This is a genomic window from Herbaspirillum sp. DW155 (genome assembly GCF_037076565.1).
GTDB lineage: Bacteria > Pseudomonadota > Gammaproteobacteria > Burkholderiales > Burkholderiaceae_D > Herbaspirillum.
Window position 1 is genome coordinate 5,130,273 of the sequence record NZ_AP029028.1, and the last position, 14,895, is coordinate 5,145,167.

Consider the following 14,895-nt stretch of genomic DNA (forward strand, 5'->3'; position numbering starts at 1 on the left):
CCGCTGCCTGTCAAGGCCAGCGGTCCGAACGGGACTTCATGAAAAACAGGATCAGCGCATCTGCAACACGATGGGGTTGCTGCTGGCCGGATTGGTGCGTTCGCGCAGGGTCTTGACGTCTTCCACCTTGACCGCGCCGCCGTGGTTGCCCCAGCTGCTGCGCACGAAGGTGAGCACGTCGGCGATCTCGGCATCGCTCAACTGATTGCGGAAGGGCGGCATGCGATACGAATCCGGTACGCCAGCAGCGACCACACGCGCCGAGCCGTTCAGGGTCACGTTGATGGCTGATGCGTCCTCCCTGGCCAGCGAGGAGACGGCACCGGCCAGCGGTGGAATCCACGGCGCACGCCCGCGCCCATCGACCGCATGGCAGGCCGCGCACTTGGCCATGTAGGTGCGTGCAGCGGGCGTCTCCAGGCGTTGTGCAGCCAGGGCGGTGGTGGTGCCGCCATCATATTTCCAAGGATCACCATCGCGCCTGGGATCGCCCGGCAAGGACTTCAGGTAGCGGGCGATGGCCTGCAGATCCTGGTCGCTCATGAACTGCGTAGAGTTGTTGAAGGCATCGGCCATGGAACCGAACACCACCGCATGCTGGTTGCGGCCGGTCTTGAGGAACTGCACCACCTCCGCCTCGCTCCAGCGGCCGATGCCGATGTTGACGTCGCCGCGCAGGCTGGGGGCGTACCAGCCATCGAGCAGTGCACCGGACAGGTAGAGCGGGTTGCCGCCGTCGAGCCCCTTTTCGTTCATGGCCACGCCGCGCGGCGTATGGCAGCTGCCGCAGTGGCCGGCCCCCTGGACCAGATAGGCGCCCCGGTTCCAGAGTGCATCCTGTTTCGGATCAGGCTGGTAGGGATGCGGGCTGGTGAAGGCCAGATTCCAGAAGGCCAGCGGCCAACGCATGTTGAGTGGCCAGGGAATCTCGCTTTCCTGATTGGCCTGCACCACCGGTTTGACGCCATGCATGAAGTAGGCATAGAGCGCCCCGATGTCCTCGTCCGACATCTTGGCGTAGGAGGGATAGGGCATGGCCGGATAGAGCCGGTGACCATCGCGCGCCACACCGTGGCGCAGGGCGCGGTCGAATTCGGCCAGGGTGTAGTCGCCGATGCCGCTGCCGCGGTCGGGCGTGATGTTGGTGGCGTAGATGGAACCCAGCGGGGTGGCCATTTCCAGCCCACCGGCGAAGGGCTTGCTCTTGGGCGTACTGTGGCAGGCCACGCAATCAGCCTGGCGTGCCACATACTCGCCACGCCGGATCAGTTCGGCCGAAGGCGGCGGTGGTGCCGGCGCGGCGTCGAAGGGCGAGGCCGGGGTACGCAGGGCGATCCAGGCTGCGGCGATCACCAGCGCTGCGAGGATCAACAGGAAGACGCGCAGCTTGCCGTTTTTTTTATCAGTCATGAATGCGTCAGTCCGCCATCAGACCTTGAAGGTGTAATGCGACAGCGGCATGCTGCGGATGCGCTGGCCGGTGAGGTGCGATACCGCATTGGCCACCGCCGGCGGCACGGCCGGCAGCGGCGGCTCGCCGATGCCGCCCATCTTGGCGCCACTCTCGATGATCTTCACGTGGACCCGTGCCATGCGCTGCGGCGGCAGGATGGGGTAGAGATCTTAGTTGCGTGCCACGCGTGCGCCTTCCTTGTAGACCACCTCTTCCAGCAAGACCTGCGACAGGCCCAGCGTGACGGCGCCATTGACCTGCGCCTCGACGATGGCCGGGTTGACGATGCGGCCCGGATCGATGGCTTCCCAGATGTCGTGCACGCGCACCTGGCCGTTCTCGATGGAGACTTCGGCAATGGCCGCCGTCTCGGTGCCGAAGGCCTTGGCCATGGCGATACCGCGCGCGCGGCGCGTGCCGTCGGGCGCAGTGAAGGGACCGCGCTTCCAGCCACCGGACAGATCGGCGGCCGCACGCAGTAGCGTGGTCAGGCGCTCGTTGCCCTGCAGCAGGCGCAGCTCATAGGGATCCTGGCCGCCCTTGTCGGCGATCTCGTCGAGGAAGGCTTCGTAGAAAAAGTCATTCATCGAATTGCCGACCGAACGCCAGTACCCAAGGATGGGCGGGTTCTTCACGAAACGCTGGCCGATGCGCTTGTGGGCAAACTGATAGGACTTGCCGGCCAATCCTTCCAGCGCGGTCGGGTCGATCTTGTTGCGCTTGTTGGCAATCGATTCGGTCGGACCTTCGGTGGCGCTGATGGCTTCGATGGCGATGGGGAAACCCTTGTCATCCAGGCCGGCGCGGAACTGCACCACCGCCATCGGACGCATGGTGTCGCGGGCGAATTCCTCCTCGCGGCTCCAGATCACCTTGACCGGACGGCCCACGGCCTTGGCCAGCTGGATCGCCTGCGGGAACACCATGGCCGTCTCGTAGAGGAAGTGACGCCCGAAGAAGCCGCCCAGCAGCGGCGAATGGATGATGATCTTTTCCGGGGCCAGTCCGGTCTGCTTGGCGATGGCGCCCTGGAACATCTCCGGCGCCTGGTTGGGTATCCACATCTCCAGCGTGCCATCGGCATTGAAGCGGGCGGTGGCCGAGGGCGGCTCCAGCTGCGCGTGGTTCAGGTACTGGCTGCGGTAGCTGGCTTGCACCACGGTCTTGGCACTGGCCAGGGCCTTGGCCACGTCGCCTTCGTTCTCGGACTCATCCACCGTGGCGGTGGACCTGGCCAGCTGATCGGCGAAGGCCTCGGTGGAAAAGTCGGCCGGTACGTAGCGGCGATCCGGTGCCGGGCCGGGGTCGCTCCAGTCGACCTGCAGCGCTTCGACGGCGCGCTTGGCATTCCACCAGCGCTCGGCCACCACGGCCACAGCGCCCGGCAGGCGATGCACCGAATGCACGCCGCTCATCTTGCGCACCTCGGCTTCATTGCGGATGCTGCCCACGTCCAGCCCCAGGCGGGGTGCGTGTTGCACGGCGGCCTGCAGCATGTTCTCGACTTGCGTGTCGATGCCGTATTGCGCGCGGCCGGTGGATTTGTCGAGCACATCCAATCGCGCCAGGGGCTTGCCGATCCAGCGGAACTGGCTGTCGTCCTTGAGCCGGATGGTCTCCAGCGGCGGATTGGGCAGGTCCAGCGCCTTGGGCGCGAGTTCGCCATAGCTGATCGAACGGCCACTGGCCGCATGCACCACGCGTCCGGGCTCGGTGGTGAGGCTCTCCAGCGGCACCTGCCATTGATTGGCGGCGGCCTGCATGAGCAGATGACGCGCCAGTGCACCCACGCGGCGCATGGTCGGATAGCTGGTGCGCACCGACATGCTGCCACCGGTGATGCGAATGCCGATGTCCATCACCTTGTACTGGTCATTGGCGGGCGCATTGTGGACTACGAAGCGCGCCGGATCGGCATCCAGCTCTTCGCCCACGATCTGTGCCATGGCCGTGAAGATGCCCTGCCCGCCTTCGACGAAGGGGCTTTGCAGATGGATGCTGTTGTCGGGACGGATTTCCAGGAAGGCCGGCACGCGCGTGCCGGGCGCAGCCGGCGCGGCATTGGCCTGCGCACGGGCATTGCCGGCCGGCAAGGTGAAGCCGACCACCAGCGAACCGGCGGCGGTGCCGGCCGAGGTCAGCAGGAAGCGGCGGCGCGAGACGTTGACCGGCTCGCCCTCGGGCAGCAGTTCGTGCAGCGGCAGATCGCGTGGCTGGTTCATGCTTGCTCCTTGCCGGCCTTGGCCTTCTGGGTCTTGCTCCACTGGATGGCGGCGACGGCCCCCACGCCGACCACGGCGGCAGCGGCCACGGCGGCACGGTTCACGCCATCGGTACCAACCGGTGCGGCCGGCGAGGTGGCCGCAGCAGCGGCGGCTGGTGCGCCAGTTGCGCCAGTTGCGCCTGACAAGTCATGCATGGCGGCCTTGATGGCGTTGTAGGTACCGCAGCGGCAGAGGTTGACCATGGCCGCGGCGATCTGTTCGTCGCTGGGCTGGGCCACCTGCTTCAGGAGGGCGGTGGCGGCCATCACCTGGCCGGACTGGCAATAGCCGCATTGCGGCACCTGATGCCTGACCCAGGCATCGACCACTTTCTGGCCGACCGGATCGGCGGTGACCGCTTCAATCGTGGTGACCTTACGCCCGGCCATGGCGCCCACCGGCATGACGCAGGAGCGCAGCACCTCGCCATCGACCATCACCGAACAGGCGCCACATTGGGCCAGGCCGCAGCCGTACTTGGTCCCGGTCATGCCGAGTTCATCGCGGATCACCCACAGCAGGGGCGTTTCGGCATCGGAGGTGATCTGGTAAGTCTTGTCGTTGATCTGGAGTTCCATGGTTCCTGCCATCGGGGTTGAGAACGCAAGCCAGCGCGGACGGGCGCTCTGGAGGGATGTGAAGGACGCAGCAAGGCGACATTAAATGCAATCCCCGCATGATGGCGCATCACGCGGGGACTGATTAGCTGAGCTGAACTTAAAGGGGATATTAGACGAGCTAATGAATCTCGTCCGGAGGTGAAGGGAAAAGTCAGAAACCAGGGCAGCGCTCAACCCGAGCGCAAGAGCTTGCAGATCGTCCCGGCTAGCTGGCGTCGGTCGCCTTGCGTGGCCGTCCGCCCTTCCTGCCATTTTCGCGTACGGCCAGAATCTTGGCCTCGCTGCTGCGGCTGCCGTTGCGGGCGGCGACGACCGTGGTGGCCAACTTCATCAGCGAAGGGCTGGCTGCGACCAGCCCCGCTATCGACACGTGCAGGTCCCGCTCTTCGAGGCAGAGGGCGGTGCCGGCGTATCCGATTTCGATGCGCCCCAGCTCAGCTGTACTCAAGGTGCTGAACTCGGGATAGTGGTCAATCGGCAGGAAGATGCCGGTCTTGTCGGCGAAGCCGATAGCGATGACTTCAAGGCTGGGCAAGTAAGTCACGCGGGTAGCCTGCAAGCCGGACTGGCTGCGCTGTCGGCCCAGGGCCATGGCCTGCTCCAGCACTTCCTCCGTGACGGAAGGGTTATCGCGTTTCTTTGCTTTGACTGTCATAACTCGATCTCCAGGGGCAGCGCATGCCCGACAAGTTGCAACTCGGTTCGGTCGCGCCAGGGCACATAACGGGCCGAGACGATCTCGAAGGTGTTCCTCCGGAACACGCTGGGGCTGACCACCTGTTCCCGGCAGGAATCCCAATGCTGGTGGTCGACACAGACAGAGTGCCGGCTCAACCACCACCGCTGGCGTGCCATCCGCAGGTTGGCCGGTTGTTCGATGACCTGCCTGAGCTCCTCGAGCAGGGAGGCGCTCGGTCCATGTCCTGTCGGCTTCACGTCCCAGAGCGCCACGCCGTTATGCCAAAAGCTGAATTGGAAGCGGGCATCCCAGCGCTGGTTTCCCACGTGCACATGCGGCGGGCAGTGCTCGTTGCGGGTGAAGATGGAAACAACGTAGCCTCGATGGGAACAGATCTTCATAAACCTAACCGTTAGGTTATTGGATTGAGAGCCCCATTGCAAGCCTTGTACGCACACCCGGCTGCGGCGAGCGCATCTTGCATGCAAATACAACGGATGAACTCAGACGGGGAAATGGAACGGCGCCGCGTCAGCAGCGCCGTGTTCCGAGGAGGCTAAGGAGGGAAAGAAGAGATGTCAGCGGCAGGGGCGAAGGTAACGCCGCTTTCTAAAAATTTTTCAATAAGTATTCGCGGCGCAAGGCCGTCAGTCCCGCACCCCCAGGCGATACACCGTGGTCTGCCGGTACACCTGTCCCGGCCGCAGGATCACGGCCTCGCGCAATGGCGTGTTGACCTGATCGGGATAGGACTGCGCCTCCAGGCAGAAGCCGTCATGGATGGCATACGGCTGCTCGCCCCGGCCCTGCACACCGGAGAGGAAATTGCCGCTATAGAACTGCAACCCCGTCTCGGTGGTGGAAACGCGCAACTCGCGCCCCGAGCCCGGCTCGTAGACGCTGGCCACCTCGCGCAGGGTCTGCGCCACGCGACTCTCGCCCGGCGCCGGTTCATGTTCGCTGCGCAGGCAATAGCAATGGTCGAAGCCACCGGCCAGTTTCAGTTGCGGATCGGGCCAGTCCAGGCGCGGGCCGATGGGGGCCGGCTGGCGGAAATCGAAGGCGCTGCCGGCCACATCGGCGCGGCCTTCCGGAATCAGCCTGGCATCGACCTGCAGGTAGCCATCGGCCTCGATGGCGATGATGTGATCGCGGATATCGCTGGTGCCACCATTGAGGTTGAAGTAGGCATGCGAGGTCAGGTTGATGGGCGTGGCCGCATCGCTGGTGGCGGTGTAGTCGATGCGCAACTGGCCCTCATCATCCAGCCGGTACAGCACCGACGCCATCACCGTGCCGGGAAAGCCCGCCTGCCCCGCCGGCGAGACCAGCATCAGGCGCAGACCTTCGGGATCGGGCTGCACCTGCCAGCGCTGGGCATGGAAACCTTCGCGACCGCCATGCAGATGATTGTCGCCTTCGTTGCAATCGACCTGATGTGCCACGCCGTCGAGTTCGAAACGTCCCCCGGCAATGCGGTTACCCCAGCGCCCGACGATGGCGCCGAAATACGCCGGGTTGTGCGCGTATTGCTCGACCCGCTCAAAGCCCAGCAGGACATCGGCCTCACGGCCATAGCGATCCGGTGCCCACCAGTTGACCATGGTGGCGCCGAGGTCGCTGATGGTCACGCGCATGCCGGTGTGATTGCGCAGGGTGTAGAGACGGATACCGTCAGCGGAGGTGGTGTGGGAGAGGGTGAAGTGCGTCATTTTGTGGTGGTAAGAAGGGAGGGCCCCGTGGATTTCTTCTTGGGTCGGACGGCGGAGGCGGACGGCGCAGCCGAGCGCTCCAGTCCGGCGACGAATTGTTCCTGATACTCCCTGGGCGTGCAGCCCAGTTCGCGTTTGAACACGGCGTGCAGGTATTGCACGGTGGTAAAACCGCAGCTCACGGCGATGTCGGCGGCATGGCTGCCGGCCTGTTCCAGCATGCGCTTGGCGGCCTCCAGCTTGAAGCGCAGGATCTCATCATGGACGCTGCGGCCCAGCTCACGGCGGAAATACCATTCCAGCGACGAGCGCGAGATGCCCACGTAGTCGGCCACCTGGTCGGTCTTGATGCCCTGACAGGCGTACTGGCGGATGAAGTGCAGCGCCTGCATCACGTGCGGATGATTGCGCACCTCGTGGCGGCTGGAAGCCAGCACGTTGATACCCACCGGCGGCACCATGATGCGCGTGTCCGGAAAGCGCGCGCCATGCAGCATCTGGTGCAGCAGGTGGGCGGCGGTGCGGCCCATCTCGACGCTGCCCTGGATCACCGAACTCAGGGGAATGCGCGTGAGCACACGTGCCAGCGGATCATTGTCGATCCCGATCAGCGCCACCTGCTCCGGCACCGCGATGCCGGCGAACAGGCAGGCCTGCAACAACTGCCGCGCCCGCGCATCGGTGACGGCGATGATGCCCACCGGCTTGGGCAGGCTGCGCACCCAGGCGATCTGCTGCTCCACGGCGGTATCCCAGGACTGCGCACTGGTGCCCACGCCGCGATAGATGTGACCGGTGATGCCGTCCGCCCCGGTGAGGTCGGTGAAGATGCGCTCGCGCTCCTGCGCCCAGCGGTTGCAGGGCGACTCGGGCAAGCTGTACAGGGCGAAATGCTGCAGGCCGGCTTCGATCAGGTGGTCGTAGGCCAGCTTGACCATCTTGTAGTTGTCAGTGGCCACGTAGGGCCGGTTGGCCGGATATTGCGAGGGGTCCGCATAGGAGCCGCCGATGGCCACCACCGGCAACTGCACGCCTTCCAGCGCGGCGGTCGTCACGGGGTCGTCGAAGTCGGCAATGATGCCGTGCCCGGCCCAGCGCTCGATGCCCTGCGGGCGGCAGCGGAAATCCTCCTCCAGGTACAAGTCCCAGGAGGCGCGGGTGCTGCTAATGTATTCGCCGATGCCGGAAATGATTTCCCGGTCGAAAATCTTGTTGCCATTGAAGAGCAAGGCAATCCGGTGCACCGTGGGAGTTTTTGCCACGCTGTGTCTCCTGTTTGCCGGCGTCGTCGGGCGCGCCGTTCTTGTGTTCGTCGAATTGTAGCGAGCCATCGTCGAAATGACGGATATGTGCTCCTGCAACAAAAAGAATCACTAAGCCGTTTGGTGAATTTCGTAATTGTAGAGGGGATTGGCACGGGGCTAGACTCCCCCTCGCACCATCATGCGGCGTGACCCCATCCTGACAAGCTCGGCCCCAAGCGCCCCCGGAAGAGATTGCCCCAAAACGGGCCACCGATTCCACCCGGTCATGCCGCTTCAAAAATCATAATCAATTCAAATTCAATTCAAATCGGAGACTGGACTATGAAGGCAATGCTGAAGAAGACCGTATTGGCGCTGATGACCGTGACCACCCTGTCCATGGTGGCCGGCAGCGCCATGGCCGACGCCAAGAATCCCAAGATCGGTTTTTCCATCGATGACCTGCGCGTGGAGCGCTGGGCGCGCGACCGCGACTTCTTCACCGCCGCCGCCGAAAAGCTGGGCGCCAAGGTCTATGTGCAATCGGCCGATGCCAGCGAGCAACGCCAGATTTCGCAGATCGAGAATCTGATCTCGCGCGGCGTGGACGTGATCGTGATCGTCCCCTTCAACGCCACGGTCCTGACCAACACCATCAAGGAAGCCAAGAAGACCGGCATCAAGGTGCTGTCCTATGACCGCCTGATCCTCAACGCCGATGTCGATGCCTACATCTCCTTCGATAACGAGAAGGTCGGTGAAATGCAGGCCGAGGGCATCCTGAAGGTCAAGAACAAGGGCAACTTCTTCCTCCTGGGCGGCTCGCCCACCGACAACAACGCCAAGATGTTCCGCGAAGGTCAGATGAAGGCGTTGAAGCCCTACATCGACAAGGGCGACATCAAGATCGTCGGCCAGCAATGGGTCAAGGAATGGAACCCGACCGAAGCGCTGTCCATCGTCGAGAATGCGCTGACGGCCAACAACAACAAGATCGACGCCATCGTGGCCTCCAACGACGGCACTGCCGGTGGCGCGATCCAGGCTCTGGCCGCGCAGAAGCTGGCCGGCAAGGTGCCGGTCTCGGGTCAGGATGCCGATCTCGCCGCAGTCAAGCGCGTGGTGGCCGGGACCCAGACCATGACCGTCTACAAGCCCCTGAAGCAGATCGCCACCGAAGCCGCCAACCTGTCCGTGCAACTGGCCCGCAACGAGAAGCCGACCTACAACGCCCAGTATGACAACGGCTTCAAGAAGGTCGACAGCCTGCTCTTGAAACCCATCCTGCTGACCAAGGAAAACGTCAAGGTGCTGGTCGATGATGGCTTCTACACCCAGGCCCAGATCGACGGCCGCTGATCGCTGACTCAAGCATGCCGGCTGCATCCCCCGGAGCAGCCGGCATCGCCGTCTGCGCCGCCCTGCGCGGCGCAGACCCTGAAGACTGACTGGAAAGAACAGGCATGTCCGAGTATCTGTTAGAAATGAAAGGCATCGTCAAGAGCTTTGGCGGTGTGCGTGCCCTGGACGGCATCGACATCAAGATCCGGCCCGGTGAATGCGTGGGCCTGTGCGGTGAAAACGGCGCGGGCAAATCGACGCTGATGAAGATCCTCTCCGGTGTCTATCCCCACGGCACCTGGGACGGCGAAATCCTGTGGGACGGCAAGCCGTTGCAGGCCCATTCGGTGCGTGACACCGAAGCCGCCGGCATCGTCATCATCCACCAGGAACTGATGCTGGTCCCCGAGCTGTCGGTGGCCGAGAACATCTTCATGGGCCACGAGATCACCCTGCCGGGTGGACGCATGAACTACCCGGCCATGTATCGCCGCGCCGAAGAACTGATGCGCGAACTGAACATGCCCGACATCAACGTGGCCCTGCCGGTCTCGCAATATGGCGGCGGCCATCAGCAACTGGTGGAGATCGCCAAGGCGCTCAACAAGGATGCGCGCCTGCTGATCCTGGATGAACCCTCGTCGTCGCTCACCGCCTCCGAGATCGCAGTGCTGTTGAAGATCATCAAGGACCTGAAGGCGCGCGGCGTGGCCTGCGTCTACATCTCCCACAAGCTCGACGAAGTGGCCGAGATCTGCGACACCATCTCGGTGATCCGCGATGGCAGGCACATCGCCACCACGCCCATGCAGGAGATGGACGTGGACAAGATCATCACGCAGATGGTCGGCCGCGAAATCACCGCCATGTATCCCGAGCGCAATCACGCCATCGGCGAAGTGGTGCTCGAAGCCCGCCACATCACCTGCTACGACATCGACAATCCACGTCGCAAGCGGGTCGATGATGTTTCCTTCAGCGTGCGCCGGGGCGAGATCCTGGGCATTGCCGGACTGGTCGGTGCGGGGCGTACCGAACTGGTGTCAGCCATCTTCGGCGCCTACCGCGGACGTTACGAAGGGCAGGTGCTGCTGGAGGGCAAGCCGGCCGATACCGGCTCGCCCCTGAAGTCCATCCGCCAGGGCCTGTGCATGGTGCCGGAAGACCGCAAGCACCACGGCATCGTGCCCGATCTGGACGTGGGCCAGAACATCACGCTGACGGTGTTGAACCGCTTCTCGCGTGGCACCCGCATCGACAGTAGCGCCGAACTGAAAACCATCCAGGACGAGATCAGCCGCCTGCGCGTCAAGACGGCCTCGCCCTTCCTGCCCATCACGGGGCTGTCGGGCGGCAACCAGCAGAAGGCGGTGCTCTCGAAGATGCTGCTGGCCCAGCCCAAGGTGCTGATCCTGGACGAACCCACGCGCGGCGTGGACGTGGGCGCCAAGGCGGAAATCTACCGGCTCATCTCGGAGCTGGCCAAACTGGGCCTGGCCATCATCATGGTCTCCTCCGAACTGGCCGAAGTGCTCGGCGTGTCGGACCGCGTGCTGGTGATCGGCGAAGGCAAACTGCGCGGCGACTTCATCAACGACAACCTGAGCCAGGAAACCGTGCTGGCCGCTGCCATCAACCAGCCCGTCCCGCAAGCGTCCCCACGCGCGGTGGCGGTCTGACAAAACATCACAAGGTGAATTCGGTATGACTACAAGCAATCTGAGCAGCGCCACCGGCGGTGCGGTCGGTGGAGCGGGCGGCATGGCCAATCTGAAGCTGGTGTTTCGCCGCTACAAGATCATTGCGCTCTTGATCGCCATCGCCATCATCTGGGGCTTCTTCAGCTTCATGACCGATGGCGGTTTCGTGACACCCCGCAATCTCTCCAACCTGCTGCGCCAGATGTCGGTGACCGGCATCCTGGCCTGCGGCATGGTGCTGGTCATCATCGCCGGCGAAATCGACCTGTCGGTGGGTTCGCTGCTGGGCCTGCTGGGCGGCATCGCCGCGCTGCTGGATGTGAGCCATCATCTGCCGCTGGCACTGAACCTGGTGCTGGCGCTGGGCTTCGGACTCGGGCTCGGTCTGTTGAACGGCTACCTGACGGCTTATCTGGGCATCCCCTCCTTCATCGTCGGCCTGGGCGGCATGCTGGCCTTCCGCGGCATCCTGCTGGGCATCACCGGCGGCCTCACCATTGCGCCGGTGTCGGACAACATGGTCTATCTCGGCCAGGGCTATCTGCCGCCGCAGATCGGTGTGGCGCTGGGCATTGCGCTGTTCGTGCTGGCCGTGGCGCTGACGTGGATGAGCCGCGTCAACCGCAGCCGTCATGGCCTGCCGCTGGTGGCGCTGTGGCGCGATGGCCTGAAGGTGCTGGTGATCGGCGCGGTGCTGCTGGCCTTCGTGCGCACGCTCAACAGCTATGACGGCATCCCCGTGCCGGTGCTGCTGTTGCTGGCGCTGCTGGGCCTGTTCAGCTACGTGAGCACGCAGACCGTGTTCGGCCGCCGCATCTATTCGGTGGGCAGCAACATGGAAGCCACCCGCCTGTCGGGCGTGAACGTGCAGGCCGTCAAGCTGTGGGTGTTCGGCATCATGGGCCTGATGTGCGCACTGGCCGGGCTGGTCAATACGGCGCGCCTGGCGGCAGGCTCGCCGTCGGCTGGCAACATGGGTGAACTCGATGCGATCGCGGCCTGCTTCATCGGCGGCACTTCCATGCGCGGCGGCTCCGGCACCATCTATGGCGCGCTTATTGGCGCCCTGGTCATGGCCAGTCTGGACAATGGCATGTCCATGCTGGACGTGGGAACCTACTGGCAGATGATCGTCAAGGGCAGCATCCTGGTGCTGGCGGTGTGGGTCGACGTGAGTACCCGTTCAGGCCGCTGATCCACCAGTATTACAAATCATTTATATCGTTTCCGGGCCGCACCAGCGGCCCATCCTATCCTCTGGAGTAACCAAGCATGACCGCAGCTACCACCCCCGTCTTCGAACACGCCCTCTATCGCAGCCTCGCCGGCAAACGCGTCGTCATCACCGGCGGCGGCAGCGGCATCGGTGCGGCCCTGGTGGAAGCCTTCGTCGGGCAAGGCGCGCAGGTCTGCTTCCTGGATATCGCCACCGACTCCTCGGAGGCACTGGTGGCCTCGCTCAAGGATGCCGCGATCACACCGCGCTTTTTCCCCTGCAACCTGATGAACCTGGAAGCCCTGCGCGCCACCTTCACCGAGATCGAGACCGTCATGGGTGGTGTCGACATCCTCATCAACAACGCTGCCAACGATGACCGCCACAAGACCGAGGCCGTCACCCCCGCCTACTGGGATGAGCGCCTGGCGGTCAACCTGCGCCATCAGTTCTTCTGCGCCCAGGCGGTATTGCCGGGCATGCGTGAGCGCAAGCAGGGCGTGATCCTCAATTTCGGTTCGATCTCCTGGCACCTGGGCCTGCCGGACCTCACCCTGTACATGACCGCCAAGGCCGGCATCGAAGGCATGACCCGCGGCATGGCGCGCGACTTCGGGCGCGAGGGCGTACGCGTCAATGCCATCATTCCGGGGGCCATCCGCACCCCGCGTCAGACCCTGCTCTGGCACACACCCGAAGAAGAGGCGAAAATCCTGGCTGCGCAATGCCTGCCTACCCGCATCGATCCGCATGACGTCGCTGCACTGGCGCTGTTCCTGTCCTCCGACAGCGGCGCCAAGTGCACCGGTCGCGAATACTACGTCGATGCCGGCTGGCTGGGCGCGTAATTTCACTACACGCCTTGCGGCCCAGAGGACTCCATGAACAAGCCTACCGCCACACCCCGTCGCTTCCGCTCCCAGGACTGGTTCGACAACCCCGACCACATCGACATGACCGCGCTCTACCTGGAGCGCTTCATGAACTACGGCATCACCGCCGAAGAACTGCGCTCGGGCCGTCCCATCATCGGCATCGCCCAGAGCGGCAGCGACATCAGCCCGTGCAACCGCATCCATCTGGAACTGGCCAAGCGGGTGCGCGACGGCATCCGCGATGCGGGCGGGATTCCGATGGAGTTTCCGCTGCATCCCATCTTCGAGAACTGCCGCCGTCCGACCGCCGCCATCGACCGCAACCTGGCCTACCTGGGTCTGGTGGAAATCCTGCATGGCTATCCCATCGATGCCGTGGTGCTCACCACCGGCTGCGACAAGACCACGCCCTCGCAGATCATGGCGGCCGCTACCGTGGACATCCCGGCCATCGTGCTCTCCGGCGGCCCCATGCTGGATGGCTGGATGGACGGCGAGCTGGTCGGTTCCGGCTCGGCCATCTGGAAAGGCCGCAAGCTGCTCTCGGCCGGCACCATCGACAACGAGAAATTCCTGGAGATCGCCGCTGCCTCCGCGCCCTCTTCCGGCCACTGCAACACCATGGGCACCGCCTCCACCATGAACGCCATGGCCGAAGCGCTGGGCATGTCGCTGACCGGCTGCTCGGCCATCCCCGCGCCCTACCGCGAACGCGGCCAGATGGCCTACGAGACCGGCCGCCGCATCGTCGGCATGGCGTACGAAGACCTGCGTCCTTCGGCCATCCTCACGCGCGACGCCTTCCTCGATGCCATCGTCGTCAACGCGGCCATCGGCGGCTCCACCAATGCCCAGCCGCACATCATGGCCATGGCACGCCATGCGGGCGTGGAACTGCATTCGGAAGACTGGATGCAGTATGGTTACGATGTGCCGCTGCTCTTGAACATGCAGCCGGCCGGCAAGTACCTCGGTGAACGATTCCACCGCGCTGGCGGCGTACCGGCCATCATGTGGGAACTGCAGCAGGCCGGCAAGCTGCGCGCCGGGCGCATCACCGCCACCGGCAAGACCATGGCCGAGAACCTGCAGGGCCGTCAGTCGCAGGATAGGGAAATGATTTACGCATTTTCCGCGCCGCTGCGCGAACGCGCCGGTTTCCTGGTGTTGAAGGGCAACCTGTTCGACTTCGCCATCATGAAGACCAGCGTGATTTCGGACACTTTCCGCGAGCGCTATCTGAGCACGCCCGGCCAGGAGAACATCTTCGAATGCCGTGCCGTGGTCTTCGATGGTTCGGACGACTACCACGCCCGCATCAACGATCCGGCACTGCAGATCGACGAGAACACCCTGCTGGCCATTCGCGGTGCCGGTCCGGTAGGCTGGCCCGGTTCGGCCGAGGTGGTCAACATGCAACCGCCGGACGCGCTCATCAAGCGCGGCATCTCGACCCTGCCCACGCTGGGCGATGGCCGCCAGTCCGGCACTTCCGACAGCCCCTCCATCCTCAATGCCTCGCCCGAGAGCGCCGTCGGTGGTGGTCTGGCGTATCTGCGCGATGGCGACCGCGTGCGCATCGATCTCAACACCGGTGAATGCAACATGCTCATCAGCGAGGAAGAACTGGCGCGTCGCAAGAGCGAAGGCATCCCGCCGGTACCGCCCAGCCAGACGCCCTGGCAGGAAATCTATCGCAGCACGGTCGGTCAGCTGGAGACCGGTGCCTGCATGGAACTGGCCTTGAAGTACCAGGGCGTGGCGCAAACCATGCCCCGGCACAATCACTGA

At 64.1% G+C, this 14,895-nt stretch carries 13 protein-coding genes; 5 read left to right on the plus strand and 8 right to left on the minus strand.

Going from position 1 to position 14,895, the window contains the following annotated elements; all coding sequences use genetic code 11:
• Window positions 1-51: 51 nt before the first annotated feature.
• From AACH55_RS23390 to AACH55_RS23425, 8 genes are all read right to left on the minus strand, one after another.
• The gene (locus AACH55_RS23390; protein ID WP_338717057.1) at window positions 52-1,410 is read right to left on the minus strand and encodes a cytochrome c; all 1,359 of its coding nucleotides are present in this window, start codon (window positions 1,408-1,410) and stop codon (window positions 52-54) included.
• Between the two features lie 18 nt (window positions 1,411-1,428).
• The gene (locus tag AACH55_RS23395; RefSeq protein WP_338717058.1) at window positions 1,429-1,593 is read right to left on the minus strand and encodes a hypothetical protein; all 165 of its coding nucleotides are present in this window, start codon (window positions 1,591-1,593) and stop codon (window positions 1,429-1,431) included.
• A gap of 30 nt (window positions 1,594-1,623) precedes the next feature.
• Window positions 1,624-3,675, minus strand: coding sequence for a molybdopterin cofactor-binding domain-containing protein (locus AACH55_RS23400; RefSeq protein ID WP_338717059.1), 2,052 nt, complete (start codon window positions 3,673-3,675; stop codon window positions 1,624-1,626).
• Window positions 3,672-4,295, minus strand: coding sequence for a (2Fe-2S)-binding protein (locus AACH55_RS23405; protein ID WP_338717060.1), 624 nt, complete (start codon window positions 4,293-4,295; stop codon window positions 3,672-3,674). Before AACH55_RS23405 ends, AACH55_RS23400 begins: the two co-directional genes overlap by 4 nt.
• Before the next feature lie 247 nt (window positions 4,296-4,542).
• Entirely contained in the window at window positions 4,543-4,992 is a 450-nt protein-coding gene (locus AACH55_RS23410; RefSeq protein ID WP_338717061.1) for a DUF2442 domain-containing protein, read from the minus strand.
• A complete protein-coding gene (locus tag AACH55_RS23415; RefSeq protein ID WP_338717062.1) occupies window positions 4,989-5,417 on the minus strand; it encodes a DUF4160 domain-containing protein in 429 nt (142 codons plus the stop codon). Before AACH55_RS23415 ends, AACH55_RS23410 begins: the two co-directional genes overlap by 4 nt.
• Window positions 5,418-5,663: 246 nt before the next feature.
• Complete coding sequence (locus tag AACH55_RS23420) at window positions 5,664-6,728, minus strand: aldose epimerase family protein (protein WP_338717063.1); 1,065 nt, start codon at window positions 6,726-6,728, stop codon at window positions 5,664-5,666.
• Entirely contained in the window at window positions 6,725-7,990 is a 1,266-nt protein-coding gene (locus AACH55_RS23425; protein WP_338717064.1) for a DNA-binding transcriptional regulator, read from the minus strand. Before AACH55_RS23425 ends, AACH55_RS23420 begins: the two co-directional genes overlap by 4 nt.
• Window positions 7,991-8,314: 324 nt before the next feature.
• Here AACH55_RS23425 and xylF point away from each other — a divergent pair, with 324 nt between their 5' ends.
• The 5 genes from xylF to AACH55_RS23450 all read left to right on the plus strand — a co-directional run bounded on the left by xylF (window position 8,315) and on the right by AACH55_RS23450 (window position 14,895).
• Window positions 8,315-9,331 carry a D-xylose ABC transporter substrate-binding protein gene (gene xylF, locus AACH55_RS23430; protein ID WP_338717065.1) on the plus strand — a complete coding sequence of 339 codons (1,017 nt, stop codon included), beginning with the start codon at window positions 8,315-8,317 and terminating at the stop codon, window positions 9,329-9,331.
• Between the two features lie 104 nt (window positions 9,332-9,435).
• Window positions 9,436-10,992 (plus strand): D-xylose ABC transporter ATP-binding protein, encoded by a 1,557-nt coding sequence (xylG, locus tag AACH55_RS23435; RefSeq protein ID WP_338717066.1) that lies wholly within the window; start codon window positions 9,436-9,438, stop codon window positions 10,990-10,992.
• An 82-nt stretch (window positions 10,993-11,074) separates the two neighbouring features.
• Window positions 11,075-12,208 (plus strand): sugar ABC transporter permease, encoded by a 1,134-nt coding sequence (locus AACH55_RS23440; protein ID WP_338720397.1) that lies wholly within the window; start codon window positions 11,075-11,077, stop codon window positions 12,206-12,208.
• A 77-nt stretch (window positions 12,209-12,285) separates the two neighbouring features.
• On the plus strand, window positions 12,286-13,077 hold the full coding sequence (locus AACH55_RS23445; protein ID WP_338717067.1) for an SDR family oxidoreductase: 792 nt from the start codon (window positions 12,286-12,288) through the stop codon (window positions 13,075-13,077).
• A 33-nt stretch (window positions 13,078-13,110) separates the two neighbouring features.
• A complete protein-coding gene (locus AACH55_RS23450; protein ID WP_338717068.1) occupies window positions 13,111-14,895 on the plus strand; it encodes an IlvD/Edd family dehydratase in 1,785 nt (594 codons plus the stop codon).

What these genes read in the sequence shown, in the direction of transcription:
- AACH55_RS23390 (WP_338717057.1), bottom strand. Translation starts at nt 1,410, where the DNA reads ATGACTGATAAAAAAAACGGCAAGCTGCGCGTCTTCCTGTTGATCCTC.
- AACH55_RS23395 (WP_338717058.1), bottom strand. Translation starts at nt 1,593, where the DNA reads ATGGCACGGGTCCACGTGAAGATCATCGAGAGTGGCGCCAAGATGGGC.
- AACH55_RS23400 (WP_338717059.1), bottom strand. Translation starts at nt 3,675, where the DNA reads ATGAACCAGCCACGCGATCTGCCGCTGCACGAACTGCTGCCCGAGGGC.
- AACH55_RS23405 (WP_338717060.1), bottom strand. Translation starts at nt 4,295, where the DNA reads ATGGAACTCCAGATCAACGACAAGACTTACCAGATCACCTCCGATGCC.
- AACH55_RS23410 (WP_338717061.1), bottom strand. Translation starts at nt 4,992, where the DNA reads ATGACAGTCAAAGCAAAGAAACGCGATAACCCTTCCGTCACGGAGGAA.
- AACH55_RS23415 (WP_338717062.1), bottom strand. Translation starts at nt 5,417, where the DNA reads ATGAAGATCTGTTCCCATCGAGGCTACGTTGTTTCCATCTTCACCCGC.
- AACH55_RS23420 (WP_338717063.1), bottom strand. Translation starts at nt 6,728, where the DNA reads ATGACGCACTTCACCCTCTCCCACACCACCTCCGCTGACGGTATCCGT.
- xylF (WP_338717065.1), top strand. Translation starts at nt 8,315, where the DNA reads ATGAAGGCAATGCTGAAGAAGACCGTATTGGCGCTGATGACCGTGACC.
- xylG (WP_338717066.1), top strand. Translation starts at nt 9,436, where the DNA reads ATGTCCGAGTATCTGTTAGAAATGAAAGGCATCGTCAAGAGCTTTGGC.
- AACH55_RS23440 (WP_338720397.1), top strand. Translation starts at nt 11,075, where the DNA reads ATGGCCAATCTGAAGCTGGTGTTTCGCCGCTACAAGATCATTGCGCTC.
- AACH55_RS23445 (WP_338717067.1), top strand. Translation starts at nt 12,286, where the DNA reads ATGACCGCAGCTACCACCCCCGTCTTCGAACACGCCCTCTATCGCAGC.
- AACH55_RS23450 (WP_338717068.1), top strand. Translation starts at nt 13,111, where the DNA reads ATGAACAAGCCTACCGCCACACCCCGTCGCTTCCGCTCCCAGGACTGG.